This is a genomic window from Faecalibacterium sp. AF10-46 (assembly GCF_003604105.1).
Classification (GTDB): Bacteria; Bacillota; Clostridia; order Oscillospirales; family Ruminococcaceae; genus Faecalibacterium; species Faecalibacterium taiwanense.
In genome coordinates, this window is the sequence record NZ_QVGY01000001.1 from 497,534 (window position 1) to 514,442 (window position 16,909).

General features: G+C 48.0%; 12 protein-coding genes and 1 pseudogene. All 13 read left to right on the plus strand.

The features are described from left to right. Positions 1-8 precede the first annotated feature (8 nt). Positions 9-656 carry a DUF4391 domain-containing protein gene (locus DWV57_RS02450; protein WP_120019826.1) on the plus strand — a complete coding sequence of 216 codons (648 nt, stop codon included), beginning with the start codon at positions 9-11 and terminating at the stop codon, positions 654-656. Further along, the gene (locus tag DWV57_RS02455) at positions 649-2,412 is read left to right on the plus strand and encodes a DUF4365 domain-containing protein (protein WP_120019827.1); all 1,764 of its coding nucleotides are present in this window, start codon (positions 649-651) and stop codon (positions 2,410-2,412) included. Before DWV57_RS02450 ends, DWV57_RS02455 begins: the two co-directional genes overlap by 8 nt. A gap of 18 nt (positions 2,413-2,430) precedes the next feature. Beyond that, positions 2,431-4,482, plus strand: a complete 2,052-nt coding sequence (locus DWV57_RS02460; protein WP_120019828.1) for a site-specific DNA-methyltransferase — start codon at positions 2,431-2,433, stop codon at positions 4,480-4,482. A gap of 1 nt (position 4,483) precedes the next feature. After that, on the plus strand, positions 4,484-5,338 hold the full coding sequence (locus DWV57_RS02465) for a DUF2971 domain-containing protein (RefSeq protein WP_120019829.1): 855 nt from the start codon (positions 4,484-4,486) through the stop codon (positions 5,336-5,338). A gap of 15 nt (positions 5,339-5,353) precedes the next feature. Beyond that, positions 5,354-6,409: a virulence RhuM family protein gene (locus DWV57_RS02470; protein ID WP_120019830.1), complete on the plus strand. Its 1,056-nt coding sequence runs from the start codon at positions 5,354-5,356 to the stop codon at positions 6,407-6,409. Continuing rightward, positions 6,399-9,536 (plus strand): DEAD/DEAH box helicase family protein, encoded by a 3,138-nt coding sequence (locus DWV57_RS02475; RefSeq protein ID WP_120019831.1) that lies wholly within the window; start codon positions 6,399-6,401, stop codon positions 9,534-9,536. Before DWV57_RS02470 ends, DWV57_RS02475 begins: the two co-directional genes overlap by 11 nt. A 1,237-nt stretch (positions 9,537-10,773) precedes the next feature. Next, complete coding sequence (locus DWV57_RS02480) at positions 10,774-11,787, plus strand: hypothetical protein (protein WP_133303626.1); 1,014 nt, start codon at positions 10,774-10,776, stop codon at positions 11,785-11,787. Then, positions 11,762-12,541, plus strand: a complete 780-nt coding sequence (locus DWV57_RS02485; RefSeq protein WP_120019833.1) for a replication initiator protein A — start codon at positions 11,762-11,764, stop codon at positions 12,539-12,541. Before DWV57_RS02480 ends, DWV57_RS02485 begins: the two co-directional genes overlap by 26 nt. Next, positions 12,538-13,441, plus strand: a pseudogene (locus DWV57_RS02490) (ATP-binding protein). Before DWV57_RS02485 ends, DWV57_RS02490 begins: the two are co-directional and overlap by 4 nt. Next, positions 13,438-13,632: an excisionase gene (locus DWV57_RS02495; protein WP_117526274.1), complete on the plus strand. Its 195-nt coding sequence runs from the start codon at positions 13,438-13,440 to the stop codon at positions 13,630-13,632. The pseudogene DWV57_RS02490 and the gene DWV57_RS02495 overlap by 4 nt, the downstream one beginning before the upstream one ends. 127 nt (positions 13,633-13,759) lie before the next feature. Beyond that, positions 13,760-13,924 carry an integrase DNA-binding domain-containing protein gene (locus DWV57_RS14745; protein ID WP_243112289.1) on the plus strand — a complete coding sequence of 55 codons (165 nt, stop codon included), beginning with the start codon at positions 13,760-13,762 and terminating at the stop codon, positions 13,922-13,924. 45 nt (positions 13,925-13,969) lie between these two features. Next, the gene (locus DWV57_RS02500) at positions 13,970-14,914 is read left to right on the plus strand and encodes a site-specific integrase (RefSeq protein WP_243112290.1); all 945 of its coding nucleotides are present in this window, start codon (positions 13,970-13,972) and stop codon (positions 14,912-14,914) included. Between the two features lie 340 nt (positions 14,915-15,254). After that, entirely contained in the window at positions 15,255-16,850 is a 1,596-nt protein-coding gene (locus DWV57_RS02505) for a penicillin-binding protein 2 (protein WP_120019834.1), read from the plus strand. Positions 16,851-16,909: the final 59 nt, after the last annotated feature.

The window sequence follows — 16,909 nt, forward strand, 5'->3', positions numbered from 1 at the left end:
TGAAAAACGTGCTGGACTTGCCTGTATCTACCGAGTTTAATAAACGCATCCCGAAGCAGAAGTTATATGAGAACATCGCTGTCACCCCAGCTATGAAGAAAGCCTTTGTCGAGCAGATCAAAATCATCTACTGGCGCAATAAGATTGCTGCCACCACCCTGAATCTGGCTGCTGGTGGGCAAGTGACGGAGATCGAGGTATTCGAGGTGCGGCTGTCTGCCCCGGAGCTGGACGAGAGTGTGCTGCGCCAGATCGACCGGGAAATTCCGTATCACATCCTCTTTCTGCTGGAATACGAGGGCAAGTATCGTGCTGTCATCGGCTACAAGGAAGCTGCGGCGGGCAAGACAACCTTTAAGGTAGACCGCTATTATTCTACGGACTGGATGGGCGAAGACAATCTGCCTGTGCATCTGGAAGGGCTTACGCTGGATGCCGTATACGAGAACTTTGTCCGTCAGATTGCAGGTGATGCGCTTGGCACAGGAGAAAGTGCGTCCCTGAAAGACAGTGTGGAGCAGCAGAAGCAACGAGAGCAGCTGGAAAAGCAGATTGCGGCACTGGAAGCCAAAATCCGTAAGGAAAAGCAACCAAGGAAAAAATTTGAGATGGTTCAAAAAGCTAAAATGTTAAAAGAAAGGCTGAAACATGTCTAATTCTATGATTTCAAAGCATAGTAAATCGGCTTTTGACGAGTCTGAATCTATCACAATTCTAAAAGGTCTTTTGGAATCAACGCGTGAAATTAAAACTTTTTTCGGCGAAAATGATCGAACACCTAATTATGATGGAACGTTTGAGCTTGTAAACAATGAATGTGAACCTGTCAAACAATTTATCGTCCAAATAAAAAAGGTTGACAAATTGGTACGCAACACAAAAGGAAAAAATATTGGGAAATATGATTATTCACTCAAAACAAATTTCTTGCAGTATGTTAAAGACAAGGTGACGGAATGTCCGGCAATTTACTTTGTAATAGATCTTTCAACGAAAAAAGTCTTTTGGATATATCTTTCGGATAAGATGCTGATGCAGTTGAATTTTGAAGGGAAGAAGACGGTTAAATATCATTTTTCGGAGACCGAATCTATATCTGATATCAACTCTTTCATTTTAGAAATGAGGCATATCGCTCAAGAACGCAATCGACTTTTTGTATATAAAACATCTCAGCAGATTTCGGAACTTCAAGATGCTGTGGATTACCTTAACCAGCACTTGAATGGTGATTTGAAGAAGATAAAGGAACGTGTTTTTCCGGATTTGTGGAGGATTGGCATTAAGTATAGCTCGAACCGTGATATTCAGGTTAATGATAGAACGATTCAAGTTGCTGGGTGTGTTGCGTTGTATCCTCAAATGCGTGGAAATCTTGACACAGGAGTGCACGAATATGACTGGAATATAAAAGAAAATATGTTTACACATTTTTCTTTTATATCTGAAACCGATTTGAAGAAATATAGTAAAAACACACTGCATGAAATTATTCAAAACTATTTTAGAATCGGAATACAGAACGACTGCTTACCGACACTTGTGCTGTTAGAACAGGTGGAGGACTTTATTGAAAAAAGCAACTGTTTCTTTGAAAAATCAAAATCGAATATATACTTGCCATCGAATATTTGCCGTAGATTCGTTTTATTGCATAATTACATGTGCTTTGTCCTCTCAGGATATGCATCTTCAGATAAGGAAATTGCATATGTAAAACGGACAAATGAAATCCTCTCTCATGGAAGAAAAAATTTCTACGATATCTTTGAGTGCGCACGTTCATGTCCGGAAGATTTCAAAAAATATTGTGCTTCTGGAAGGGATGATGAAAACCGTTTTCGAGGAAGTATGCTTGAGCTTTTGACAGATGAAAGTGTACGGTGGCTTTTGGCAATTCTTGAACTTGAAAAACGGAAGGTGCAAGAGATTGCTCCTGTTTGGAGATATCATTGGTACGATTTGGTTCAACTCAATAAACCTGATTATATTTCCAGATGCAATGATATATGCGGAAAACTGTTTTCTAAGTTGCCTGATTTGTACGAAGAAACGTATCATAATATCTTTGACACAAATAAATATCTTCTTCAAAATAGATATGTTTATAAGCTGATTTGTGACAGCCTCGATAATTCAAAATATTTAGGGATAGAGTCTCAATGCTATCAGGCAAAAAAATTCAGTATACAGATGGAACCGTCTCTTTCGTTGGATTTCCCAAATGGGGATATCCCAGAGGGACTTATGTCGGCAACTGGAAGCATGTCGATAGGAATGTTTGTACAGAAGCGAAAACTATACTACGATTCGATTTGTTGCCTTCTTTATCGTGGCATCTGCAAAGGATTAGAATTTGAAGAAAAAGATTTGCCACTATATGAACATGAAGACGTTAAATTCTATTTATAAAAAGTGAGAGGTTATCTGATGGAAACTCTAAAAATGCACAGCCTTGACGGCGTACAGCGCAACATAGATTTAATCGGCAAGCTGTTCCCCAATGCAATTACCGAGGTGAAACGCAACGGCAAGGTAGAACATGCCATTGATTTTGACGTTCTGCGGCAGGAGCTTTCCGATTCCATCGTGGAGGGTCGGGAAGAGCGTTACCAGTTTACATGGCCGGACAAGAAAAAGGCGATGTTGGCGGCAAATGCGCCCATTACAGCAACGCTGCGCCCGGTTGTGGCAGACAGTGTGGGCAAGGACGGCACGCCCGGCGGCTTTGACAGTGAAAACCTCTACATCGAGGGCGATAATCTGGAAGTGCTGAAGCTTTTGCAGGAGACCTATCTGGGTAAGGTCAAAATGATCTACATTGACCCGCCGTACAACACCGGCAATGACTTTGTTTATAATGATGAATTTGGAATGAGGGGCGAGGAATGGAACGCCACCAGCGGAAACTATGATGAAGAGGGAAACCAGATCGTTGGTAAGTTGGAACTGAATACAGAGAGCAACGGTCGATTCCATACGGATTGGCTCAATATGATTTATCCGCGTCTGAAAATTGCAAAGGATTTGCTTGCAGATGACGGTGCTATTTTTATTTCCATTGATGATAATGAACTTTATAATTTGAAAAAAATATGTGATGATGTTTACGGTGAAAGCTGCTTTGTTGGAAATGTTGCATGGCAACGCACCTATTCTATGCGAAACGATTCAAAGGGACTTCCTTCGGAAGCAGAACATATTTTGGTGTATAGCAAACAACCCAATTGGATTCCGAATAAATTGCCGCGTACGGATAAAATGGATGCAGCTTATAAAAACCCTGATAATGATCCGAATGGTGCATGGCAAAATACTACACCATACGCACCAGGGGCGAGAACTCATCAGGGAATGGTTTATGCTATACAGCATCCATTTACAGGAGAGCTTCTTTACCCTGCACCGGCTTCTTGCTGGAGATATGACCAAAAGACAATGTTGGATTATATGAGCGGATGGTGCGAATATGAACTGAAAAATATCAATGATGAAAAAGAAAGAGCAGAAATTTGTGGAGTAGATGTTGAAAACATTCGGAAAGACGTAAAAGCAATTGTTCTTAAATACGATTTAAATCAAGCAAAAGAAAAGGCTAAACTTGTTTTAAATCGTGGGCAATGGCCACGTTTCTACTTCACGAAAGATGGTATGGGAGGAATTCGTCGAAAGACATACTTGAACCAGGTTGAGGGACGGACAGTGACAAATCTATGGCCATACGCAGAGGTTGGACATACAGATGAGGCAATGAAAGAACTAAAAAACCTGTTTGATGGAAGTGTCCCGTTTGATACTCCAAAACCGACTAGGTTGGTGGAACGTGTTTTAACAATTGCAACGGATAAAGATTCGTATATTTTGGATTTCTTTTCAGGGTCAGCTACAACAGCACACGCAGTCATGAAAAAGAATATGGAAGATGGTGGTAATCGAAAGTATATTCTTGTTCAGTTGCCGGAAAAAGGAAATTCGCCGCAATATGAAACGCTTTGCGAAATCGGCAAAGAGCGCATCCGTCGTGCGGGCCGGAAAATTAAGGAGGATGCTGGCTTAACGGCACTAGCTGATCTGGATATTGGCTTCCGCTGCCTGCGGTTGGACAGCAGCAATATGGAAAACGTCTACTACACGCCGGAAGAAGTCAGTCAGCAGGATCTGTTCTCGCTGGTGGATAACGTAAAACCTGACCGCACCCCGGAAGATTTGCTGTTTCAGGTGATGCTGGATCTGGGTGTGCTGCTGTCCAGCCCCATTGAGGTGAAAGAGATTGCGGGCAAAAAGGTGTTCAACGTGGCAGACGGCTTCTTGCTGGCCTGCTTCGACCATGATGTGACGGAGGAGACTGTCAAGGCCATTGCCCAGATGAAGCCCTACTATGCCGTGTTCCGTGACAGCTCCATGGCAAACGACAGTGTTGCGACAAACTTTGACCAGATTTTTGAAACGTATAGCCCGGAAACGGTAAGGAAGGTGTTGTGAGATGACAGCAAAAATTCAATACGAGGACATTGACCTTTATCACTATACATCACTGGCGTCACTTTTCGCTATTTTGCAGAATGAAACAATTCGTTTGACAGACTATCGATTTTTGAATGATACGCAGGAGCTTTCTTATGCGACACACTGGTTGAAAGCACTCCTTCAACCCATGGCTGAAAATGAGTTTGTGCAAAAGCTTTTGACTGCAATCGAAAACATTGAGCAAGGAAAAGTTGAACGGCTCAAAGGGATTGGTGAAGATCTGCCGTATCTGCAATGGAATATGTGCGACCTGAATTACTATATTCTTTCCCTGTCACAAAACTACGATGATCTTGCCATGTGGCGGATGTATGCCAAAGATGGTTGCTCTATAAAATTTGATAGTCAAAAATTGAATGAGTTTCTCTATTCACTCCGTGATGATAATTTGAAAAACGGTTTTACAAATTTAATAAAGGGTCCTGTCAGCTATAATGCCGGACAAGATATGGATACTGTTATAAAACTTTGGTTGGTGCTTCATAATGAACAGATGATTTATGATGACGTCTTGCAATATTGCTTGAGAATTAAGTCTCCAGACTTTTCTTTTGAGCATGAATATCGCTTTGGCATTCCATTTGAAGATCAGTACTTGGGCGAAAAGGCGACCAAAGAGTTTACGCTGGTCGGAAATACAATTCGCCCACAGCTTGAACTGAAAAAATTCCCCGTTGCGGATGTTATAGAAGAAATTACGATCAGCCCGTTTGTTACATCTGAACTTACCAAGATTGGACTTCAGGAACTCTTGAAATCTAAAAATATGTCTCCGGATATCGTTAAACAGTCGAGCATCAAAATACGATAAGAAAGGCAGACTACAATGCCCGAAAAAAAGAATAAAGAACAGGCAATTCACAGCTCTGCGGCAGAATATTTGACCTTCGTGGCTTCTACCGGAGACAGTGATACCAGCTATGAAATGCGCTATGAGGATGAAAACATCTGGCTGACGCAAAAGATGATGGCAACCTTATATGATGTGTCCAAACAGACGATCTCACAGCACATCAAGCGCATTTATGCGGATGGGGAACTCGCTCCGGAGGCAACTGTCAAGAAATACTTGACAGTTCAAACCGAAGGTGACCGGCAGATCAGCCGCAAGCAGGATCATTACAATCTTCAAATGATTATTGCAGTCGGCTTTAAGGTGAATAATCAGCGTGCTGTGCAGTTCCGCAAATGGGCGGGTCAGATCGTGAAAGACCATACGATTCAGGGCTGGACGATGGATGTGGAACGGCTGAAAAAAGGCCACATGTTCACGGATGAATATTTTGAGCGTCAGTTGCAGCAGATTCGTGAAATTCGCCTGTCGGAGCGCAAGTTCTACCAGAAAGTGACGGATTTGTACGCAACAGCGTTTGATTACGACAAGGATGCCAAGACGACCCGGCTGTTTTTCCAGACGGTTCAGAATAAGATGCACTATGCTGTGCATCGCCACACGGCGGCAGAACTGATCGTGGAGCGTGCCGATGCCAACAAGGAACACATGGGGCTTACCACATGGGAAAATGCGCCGGATGGAAAAATCCTGAAAGCGGATGTGACAATAGCCAAAAACTACCTGAGCAAAGAGGAAATGAACTATCTGGAGCGCATTGTGTCGCTTTATCTGGATTATGCCGAGCTGCAGGCGGAGCGCAAGATCCCCATGAGCATGGAGGACTGGGCAAAGCGGCTGGATGGTTTTCTGGAGTTCAACGGCAACGAACTGCTGACAGGCCCCGGTAAAATCAGCGCAGAACAGGCAAAACTCCATGCGGAAACCGAATACGAAAAGTATCGTGTCATTCAGGATCGCCTGTATGAAAGCGATTTTGACCGGTTCCTGATGCTGGAGCAGGAGGTAAACCACAAAGATGAAGTTTAGTTTTAAGATTCAGCAGTACCAGACGGACGCTGTGGATGCGGTGGCACGGGTCTTTCAGGGGCAGCCCTACAATGCAGGCGTGTCGTACCTGCGGGATATGGGAAGCCTGTCTGCGCAGCCGCAGCAGTTGAGTCTTGTTTCCAATGGGGACGATGCGGCACAGGTGGAGTTACAGGATTTGATCAACGATTCCGGTTTTAAGAACGAAGCACTCCAACTGACCGAGCAGGAGCTGCTTCAGAACATCCGCACATTGCAGGCAGAAGCAAACATCCATCAGTCGGAAAAGCTGGTTGCCCCGCTGGGCAGGTGTTCTCTGGATATTGAGATGGAAACCGGCACAGGCAAAACCTATGTTTACATCAAGACCATGTTCGAGCTGAACAAGCGGTATGGTTGGAGCAAATTTATCGTTGTTGTGCCGAGTATCGCCATCCGTGAAGGCGTAAAGAAGTCCTTTGAGATCACTGCCGATCACTTTATGGAGTGCTACGGCAAAAAGGCACGGTTCTTTATCTATAACAGCAGCAACCTGAATCAGTTGGATTCCTTTTCCAGCAATTCCGGCATCAATGTCATGATCATCAACACGCAGGCGTTTGCCGCCTCCATGAACGAGGACAAGAACGTGGAAGGCCGCAAGGGTGATGCCGCTGCGAGAATTATCTACACCAAGCGGGACGAGTTCGGCTCCCGCCGCCCGATTGATGTGATTGCCGCCAACCGCCCGATCCTGATTCTGGACGAACCGCAGAAGATGGGCAAAGAGGACTCTGCCACGCAGAAAGCCCTGAAAAAGTTCAATCCGCTTTTCACGCTGAACTACTCTGCTACCCACGCCAAGCAGCACAATCTGATCTACGTTCTGGATGCGCTGGACGCTTACAATAAGCGGCTGGTCAAGAAAATCGAAGTCAAAGGCTTTGAGGTCAAAAATCTGCGTGGTACGGACAAGTATCTGTATCTGGAAAGCATCATCATCTCCCCGAAAAATCCGCCGCGGGCAAAAGTGGAGCTGGAGGTCAGCCACCAGAACGGCACGAAGCGAGAGTTCCATACGCTGGATGTGGGCGATAATCTCTATTACATCTCCGGGGAAATGGAGCAGTACAAGGGCTTCGTAGTGTCGGAAATCGACCCGATTACGGGTGTTGTGACCTTTACGAACGGTGATACCATCCGCAAAGGCGATGTCACCGGCGATGTTTCCGAAAATGATATGCGCCGGGTGCAGATCCATGAAACGATCCTTTCGCACTTTGAAAAAGAGCAGGAACTTTTCAAACTGGGCATCAAGACTCTTTCGCTGTTCTTCATCGACGAAGTGGCAAAATACCGCCAGTACGATGAAGACGGAAACGAACTGCTGGGTGAGTACGGCAAGATTTTTGAGCAGGAGTATCTTTCGGTTCTGAATGAGCACCGTACCCTGTTCGACCCTGCTTATACAGCCTATCTGGATTCAACCGATGTGCATGATGTCCACAAGGGCTATTTCAGCATCGACAAGAAAGGTCACAGCGTCAACAGTTCGGTCAAGCGTGGCTCAGATATGTCGGATGATATTTCTGCCTATGATCTGATCCTGAAAAACAAGGAACGTCTGCTGTCCTTTGAAGAGCCGACCCGGTTCATCTTCTCCCACTCCGCACTGCGGGAAGGCTGGGATAACCCGAATGTGTTCCAGATTTGCACCCTGAAGCACAGCGACAGCACCACGCAGAAGCGGCAGGAAGTAGGCCGTGGTCTGCGTCTGTGCGTGAATAAGGACGGGAACCGCATGGATGCAGAAGTGCTGGGAGATAAGGTGCAGGATATCAACGTCCTGACCGTTATTGCCAGCGAGAGCTATGCAGGATTTGTAGACGGACTGCAAAAGCAGACCGAAGCAGTGCTGTATGATCGCCCCCGCAAGGCGGACATTGCATATTTCACCGGCAAGACCATCAGGCTGGATGGCAAAATTGTCAAGGTGGATGACCGTCAGGCACGGGCAATTTATCAGTATCTTGTCCGCAATAACTATGTGGATGAGCAGGATAATGTCACGCAGGACTACCGGGACGATGTGCAGACCGGAACACTTGCACCGGTGCCGGAAACGCTGAAGCCCATTGAAGAGGGCGTGCACACGCTTGTGCAGGCAATTTATGATGACAGTATGCTCAAGTCTATGTTTGAGGATGGCAACAAGCCGAAAGTGCTGGAAAATCCGCTGAACGACCGGTTTGAAAAGGCAGAGTTCCAGAAGCTCTGGCAGACGATCAACCACAAATACGCCTATACGGTGGATTTTGATTCTGAGGAACTGATCCGGAAAGCAATCGAATACATCGACAGGGAACTGTACGTCAGTCGCCTGCAATATACCGTTACCTATGCCGGGCAGAAAGATGTCCTGAGTGCCGATATGGTGCGAGAAGGCAGCAGCTTCAGCGATGCCAAGAGCAGAACAAAAAAATTAGAACATGACTACGCAGGTCAGGTTGCGTATGACCTGATCGGCAAAATTGCAGAGGGCACAACGCTGACCCGGCATACCGTTGCACGGATTTTGCAGGGCATCAAGCCGACAACCTTTGCGATGTACCAGAACAACCCAGAAGAATTTATCGCAAAGGTGATCCGGCTGGTCAAGGAGCAGAAAGCTACCATGATCGTGGAGCATATCACCTATGATACCATTGAGGGCAGCTACGACAGCAGCATCTTTACGGCAGAGAAACACGCTCTGACGATGGATAAGGCTTACAAGGCACAAAAGGCGATTCAGGATTACGTTTTCACCGATGGCACAGCGGAAAAGAGCGTGGAACGGAAGTTTGCGGAAAATCTGGATGGTGCAGAGGAAGTCTTTATCTATGCAAAACTGCCGAAAGGCTTCTATATTCCGACCCCGGTTGGACACTACTCCCCGGACTGGGCAATCGTGTTCCATGAAGGCAAAGTGAAGCACATCTATTTTGTAGCAGAAACCAAAGGTACAATGGAGAGCCTGAACCTGCGTCCGATCGAGAAATCCAAGATCGACTGCGCCAAGAAGCTCTTTGCAAAATTGTCAGATGGACTTGTGACATACGACCATGTGGACAGCTATCAGGAGTTGATGAATAAGGTGCTGCAGTGACCAGTACAAAATGAATCATGAAGCGGCTGTTTGCGTAGATGCAGATGGCCGCTTCTGCATGTGACATCCTGATCGGGAGTGTGAGCGATAATATAGGGCTGCGATGAGTTTGAACGAATCAGCGATGCAATCGCACAGCCTGCATCCACAGGATGCAGTTCAAGGGTTTGGGATTTCCCAACAAGCATTTTGCAACGCAAAAAGTGTTTTTGTATAGACGAAAACATTGCTTGCAGATGCAGACGTTGTATATACGTCTGCCCTGCTTGCGGGTACTATGAAGCTTCTCGATGTGCTTCCTAGTTTGAAAATCATCCTGTATGCCAGACCGTCCGTTTTCAAGTTTAACTTGAAGCGGACGGTTGTTTTTGCGCACAACGAAATGCACGCAGCTAAAGCAAGTTGTATGCAAAAGCGGAGGTGCGACCTCCTAAAAATTCAACGAAATTTCTGCTATGATAAAAGCGATCCAGTGGTTAGCCGGAACTAAAGCTTCCGGTTTTTGCCCATAAAAGCCGAAAAAGACCTCAAAACCGGAACGAATACTTCCTGTTCAGCAGCAAAAGGATACGGTATACTTATCTTACGCACCGGGCACGATGTCCGATTTTCAAGAGAATTCAGGATAAAATCCACGCAAAACCGGACCTGTCAGGTCCTAAAAATTCTTTTGAAAGTGTGATAAGCTACCAGCAAGACATCAATTGAACCTTGAAAACCGAATGACCGTCTGCATGGGATACCCGGCCATGCCCCCCAAGTGGGAAAGCCGGAAAACGCCGCCAAAAGGGGGCAGGAAATCCATGCAGAGAGAACGGCAGCCAAAATTTGAAATCACGTTAATACGCAAAACCAGAACCAATAGTTCCGATTTTGCCTTGAAATTCACTTCATATTTTTTAAAAACCGGAACTACCAGTTCCTAAAAATAAAATTTACGATGTGATATAATTTTTTCGATGGTTTGCAGCAAAGAACCGGAAGCATCACTTCCGCTTTTTTACAACCCAAAACCGGAGGTACGACCTCCTAAAAAATCTTCTATGAATGTGTTAGTCTAATTTCAGAGCCTTCATCGAACCTTGAAAACCGAATGACCGTCTGCATGGGATACCCGGCCATGACCCCCAAGTGTGAGAGCCGGAAAACGCCGCCGGAAGGGGGCAGGAAATCCATGCAGAGAGAACGGCGTAAGAACAATGATATTCTATTTCATTTCAGAAAGGATGGTTTGCCTATGACAAAACTGAGCCAGCTTAAAATTGACCCAGAGTTCCAGCGTCAGATCAATCCTCCAACATTTGAAGAAAAACACCAACTGGAAATGAACATCCTCAAAGAAGAACGTGTACTGAATCCGATCATCACGTGGAACGGCTACATTGTTGACGGACACACGCGCTATCAAGTCCTTCGGAAATATCCGTTCATTCCATTTGAAGTCATCGAAAAAGAATTTTCCAGCCGCTATGAAGCACTCGCATGGATCTGTAAAAATCAGCTTAGGCGGCGAAACCTGACCCCAGAACAGAAAAAGTTCCTGATCGGAAAGCAGGCAGAAGCGGAAAAGCAAATCAAATCGTTTCACGGCAATCAGTATACCTTGGCATCTGAAAGTGGTCTGGTTCAAAATGAACCAGACCGCGCAAAGCACGGCTCACGGTCAAAGGTCGCTGCGGAACATGGAACATCCGAAAGTTATGTTTACCGTGCAGAGCAATTTGCAAAAGGTGTGGAAGTTGCGGAGGAGGCAGTACCCGGAGTGCAGAAAGAAATCCTGAGTGGAAAGATCCGGGCAACCGACCGTGAAATTTCCTCGATTGCAAAGGTTCCAAAGGAAAAGCGTCCCGAAGTTGTGGCAGAGCTGCGTAAGCCTAAAGCCGAACGGAACACCTGTGTCACGAATTCTTATGGTTCACCTTCAAAGGACAATGCGTTTATAACGACCTTCAAGCAAGACATTCAGGGTCGTAAGAAAGGACTCAACAAGGAAGAAAAACAGAATCTCAAGGATGCCGTCAAGAGCATCTATTCACCTCGCCGTTTGGCAGATGGCGAAGCCATGATGTGCGAGATTCAGGGAGCGCAGGAGGACTTTGTCCGGCGGTGGGAAATGTATTTTCGTGAATACCCCGATATTCTTACCGAACCGAAGAACAATGAGAAGCTGCTGATTTTTATTGACCGTGCCAGCCGGTATCTTCAGGCTGTAAAAGACAGACTGAATGATGACAAAGAACAACGATCCTAACCCGACAGATGGTCGTATGAAAGATAAGGAGGTGAATGCCATTTCAGATTATTTGAAACCCAATATGCCGCTGCCGCAGTATCTGCCCTATGCCCGGTTTTTGTTAGATACTGATTTGAGCCACACGGCAAAGCTGCTCTACACGCTTCTGCTCGACCGTGCCACACTCTCACAGAAAAACAACTGGGTGGACAATCAGGGGCGTATTTATGTGATCTATCCGCTTTCCAATCTGGCAAAAGATTTGGACTGCTGTATCTCCAGCGTGACACGCTCTTTCACAGAACTTGAAAAAGCCAACCTTGTCGAACGAGTGCGCTACGGCTTTTCTAAACCCAGCCACATTCTGCTCAAAGTTCCGCATACTGTGCAGAATTGCGCAGTCACAGTATGCACCAGCGCACAAGCTGACTGTGCAGAAACGCACAGTATGATTGCGCAAAAATGCACACCTAACCAACGTAATAAGAACAACCTGAATGATAACCACCTGATAAAATCAAATAATGCTTGTCTATCGTTGGGAGAATACCGGAATGTCTTTCTGACGGAAAAGGAGTATAAGCGGCTCAAGGCTGACTTTGCAGGGCTGGACAGTCTGATTGAGCAGTTGTCCGCTTATATCCAGTCCACTGGCAAAAAGTATGCAGACCATGCCGCAACGCTGCGTATCTGGGCAAAGCGGAGGCAATCAGAGAAAAAGACAGCACCGGGTATTCCAGATTACACCTTTGCGGAAGGAGAAAGCCTATAAAGACGATTGAAAAGATTTTGGAACAATCCGTTTCCAGTATACCCGAAAACGCCGAAGATTATTATGGCATGGATGGATTGCTGTACTGCGGAAAATGTCATACGCCAAGGGAAGCGTTCTTCGCAAAAGGCGTCGCTCTGATGGGCAAGAACAAGCACCCCATTGAATGCAGCTGCCAACGCATCGAGAGGGCAAAGCAGGAAGCCCTTATCAGCCAGCAAAAGCACAGCGACCTTGTGCGGCGGCTGAAAGCCGAGGGATTTTCTGACCCGGCAATGCTGGACTGGAAGTTTGAAAACGACAATGGCCGCAGCCCGCAGATGTGTCATGCACACCGTTATGTAGAGCAATGGCAGACCATGCGTGCAGAGAACATTGGATTGCTTCTCTGGGGCGGTGTCGGCACCGGTAAGAGTTTCCTTGCCGGGTGCATTGCGAACGCTCTGATGGCTCAGGAAGTACCTGTGTGCATGACGAACTTCGCACACATCCTGAACGAGCTGAATAACAGCTTTTCCGGGCGGAATGAGGTGGTGGAAAGGCTGTGCCGATACCCTTTGCTCATTATCGACGACTTTGGAATGGAGCGCGGCACGGAGTATGCACTGGAACAGATCTACAATATTGTGGACAGCCGCTACCGCAGCCGAAAGCCCTCATCGTCACCACCAATCTGACACTGGATGAGATCCGGCACCCACAGGATACTGCTCACGCCCGAATCTATGACCGCCTGTTAGAAATGTGCGTTCCGATTTCCTGCATTGGGGTCAGCTTGCGCAGGAAAACCGCACAGGAGAAGCTGGAACGGCTGAAAGCATTGATTGGATGAATCGGAAAGAAAGCTTGAAAAACTTGCTGGCACACAGCACAGCTACAAGGAAAGGAAAATGCCTATGAAAGAAATCCCGATTTGGGAAAAGAGCAATCTGACGCTGGAAGAAGCTGCGGCTTACTCCGGCATTGGCATCAACAAACTGCGTGAAATTACGAATGAAGATAAATGCAAATTCGTCCTTTGGGTGGGAAACAAGCGTCTGATCAAACGTCGCCTGTTCGATTGCTTTGTCGAGCAAGCATATTCTATTTGAGAGGCTACCAAAGGCTGCAAATGTGAAACCGTCCTTTTCTCATTCGCTGCGGGTGGAAATCGCATGGTTGATGTGCTATACTGACACTGACCTTATAGATGCGCTTTTCACAGAAAGGAGCTTCTAAATGCCTGAAAAGCGCAAGGATAGCAAGGGCCGTGTTTTGAAGGATGGCGAAAGCCAGAGAGCAAACGGCACCTACGACTATCGTTATACCGATATCCACAAGAAACGGCGTTGTATTTACGCCAAATCCCTGACAGAGTTGCGGGAGAAAGAGGATGAGCTGTAGCGTGATCTGGCAGACGGCATCGACTATGCTGCCGGAGAGATGACAGTGGCTGATCTGGTTGACCGCTATATGAATCTGAAACGTGGGTTGAAGCCAAATTCGTTGCGGTCGTACAACACAGCGGTCAAGCGGATTCATGCGGACCCTTTCGGGCAAAAAGCTATCAAAACGGTAAAACTGTCCGATGCGAAAGGCTGGTTCGTATTTCTGCATGACAGCGGTTTCAAGCAAAACACCATAGGAATCCTGCAAAGCGTTGTCAGACCGGCATTCGAGATGGCGGTGGAGGATGACATTATCCGCAAGAATCCGTTCAAGTTCAAACTGTCCGATGTTGTGCCAAAGGACGCTTATGTGCGTGATGCTCTGACCAGAGAGCAGCAGATGAAATATCTGCAATTCGTTCAGGACTATGGCGGCAACTATTATGATGATATCGTCATTCTTATGGGAACCGGCTTGCGTGTGAGCGAGCTGTACGGCCTGACACGAGCAGATATCGACTTTGAACGGCACTGCATCCATGTGCGGCGGCAGCTTTGCCGGACGGCTGAAAAACCCTACTTTGTCACACCGCCGAAAACAAAAAGCGGTATCCGCAATGTTCCCATGACAGATACCGTTTGTGCAGCACTGTTGCGTGTAGTAAAAGCCAGAGCGTCCACGAAAGTGGAAGCGCTGGTAGATGGTTGCAGCGGATTTCTCTTTCTGGACAAGTCCGGAATGCCGAAGGTGGCAATGCACTTGGAAAACTATATGCGTGGCGTGCAGGGAAAGTTTGAGAAGGCGTATGGCAAACCTGTTCCGCGCATTACACCTCATGTGCTGCGACACACCTTCTGCACCAATGTTCAGCAGGCCGGGCTGGATGTAAAAAGCCTGCAATACCTGATGGGACACTCCAATGCCAGTGTGACGCTGGATGTCTACACGCACAGCAGCTTTGAATCGGTTGAAAGGGCCTTTGAACAGATCGCCGGCAACCTGTGATTTTCGACGCATGAAGCGGAATTGCTTACGCCGAAACTTACGCCAAAACTTACGCCAATCACCCGGTAAGTGGCGTAGATTTGTGTAGAAAAGCGTGGATCGTGCAAAAACGGAGAATCTGGAAAAATCGGCTTGTGGCCTTGATAATTCTACAAAAGTCTACGTTTCCGGATATGCGTGATCCGGCTCCAAAAGTGTGGTTTGGAAGGGCGGCATGTACTAAGCAGCAGACGTGCCTACTCAATAAGTACCTTATGGAGACGGGATCTCTTCGGAGACCCCGTCTCTTTTTGTATAGAAACCACAGATGCAGCCCACTCTAGCAAAAAGGGGTGAGCAGATGTCCGGTAAACGGGTATTGGCGTTGTATGCAGCTGTTCTGCTGGGGTTTGCGGTAGTTTTGTGCCGCCTGTATTTTCTGGCAGAGAACCATACCTATGCTGCCCGGGCCGAAGCGCAGAGCACGGTCCGGCTCTCGCTGCCTGCCCGGCGGGGCAGCTTTTACGATCACAGCGGCCTGCTTCTCACCGGGCTGGAAACGCGGTATCTTGCCCTCTGCTTCCCGGGCGAAAACAACTACACACGCCTGTATGCATTTACGGACAGTGCCGGACAGGCACTTTTGTACCGGAACCGCAACCGCTCCGCACCATTTCTGCTGGAAGTGGACCGCGACCTTTCCGGGCGCGGCATACGCTGCTTTGCAACGGCACGGCGCTGCGCAGAAGTTCCGCTGTGCCAGCATCTGATCGGCTATCTGGATGCAGAAGGCCGCGGCACTGCCGGGCTGGAAAAGGCGCTGGACAGCCAGCTGGCCGGGACAAAGGAGCATGACACGCTGGTGTGCGCGGTCACAGCACAAGGACGGCTGCGGGCTGGGGAAACACCGCAGCTCACCCGGCAGGACAGCAGTGCGGTTGGCGTGCAGCTGACGATCTCCCGCCCGGTGCAGCGTGCCGCCGAAGCGGTGGCCGCAGACACCATGACCAGCGGCTGCATTCTGGTTCTGGACACGGCCACTGCTGCGGTTCGCGCCAGCGTCAGCGTACCGGGCTATGACCCGGATGACCTTGCCGCAAGTCTGGATGCACCGGACAGTCCGTTCCTGAACCGCGCACTGGAAAGCTATGCTGTGGGTTCAGTGTTCAAGCCGGTGCTGGCTGCGGCAGCGCTGGAGCAGGGCATCCTGCCGGAGTACGAATGCACCGGTGCGGTGGTGGTGGATGGACAGATCTTCCGCTGCGCAGGCGGTGTTCCGCACGGAACGGTGGACATGACTGCGGCTCTGGAAAAAAGCTGCAACGGCTATTTTATCCGGCTGGGGCAGCAGCTGGGGGCAGAGACGCTTTTGCAGATGTCTCGGCAGCTTGGTTTCGGGCAAGAGGTGCCGGTGGCAGGTGCGCTGCACGCCGATGCCGGAAAGCTGCCGTCTGCCGGGGAGCTTGCCCAGAGCGGCCAGCTGGCAAATTTCAGCTTTGGGCAGGGCGGTCTGCTGGCATCACCGGTACAGATCGCCGCCATGATGAACACCATTGCTTCCGGCGGGGTGTACCGCACGCCTTTCTTTGTGTGTGGCTCGGTGGATGAAACTGACGGTACGCCGCTGGAAACGCTTGCACATCCGCAGTCAAGGCGGGTGATGAGTGCGGAAAATGTAGCGCTCCTGCGTAAAATGCTGCAGCAGGTGGTGGAAGAGGGCACCGCACAGGATGCTGCCTGGCTGGAAGAAGGGGCTGGCGGCAAGACCGGTACCGCTCAGACCGGGCAGTTCACACCGGATGGCACGGAACGCAAAAACTTGTGGTTCGCAGGGTTTTACCCGGCGCAGCAGCCGCGCTACACCATTGTGGTGCTGCAGGACGGGCAGGTGAGCACGGAACATTCCAGCGCCGCCATCTTTGCCCGGCTGTGCGCAATGCTGGACCTTCTGGCATAAAAATGCACGGTTTCTGCTTGCTTTTTTGCGCTTGTTATGCTACTATATATTTGTATTTC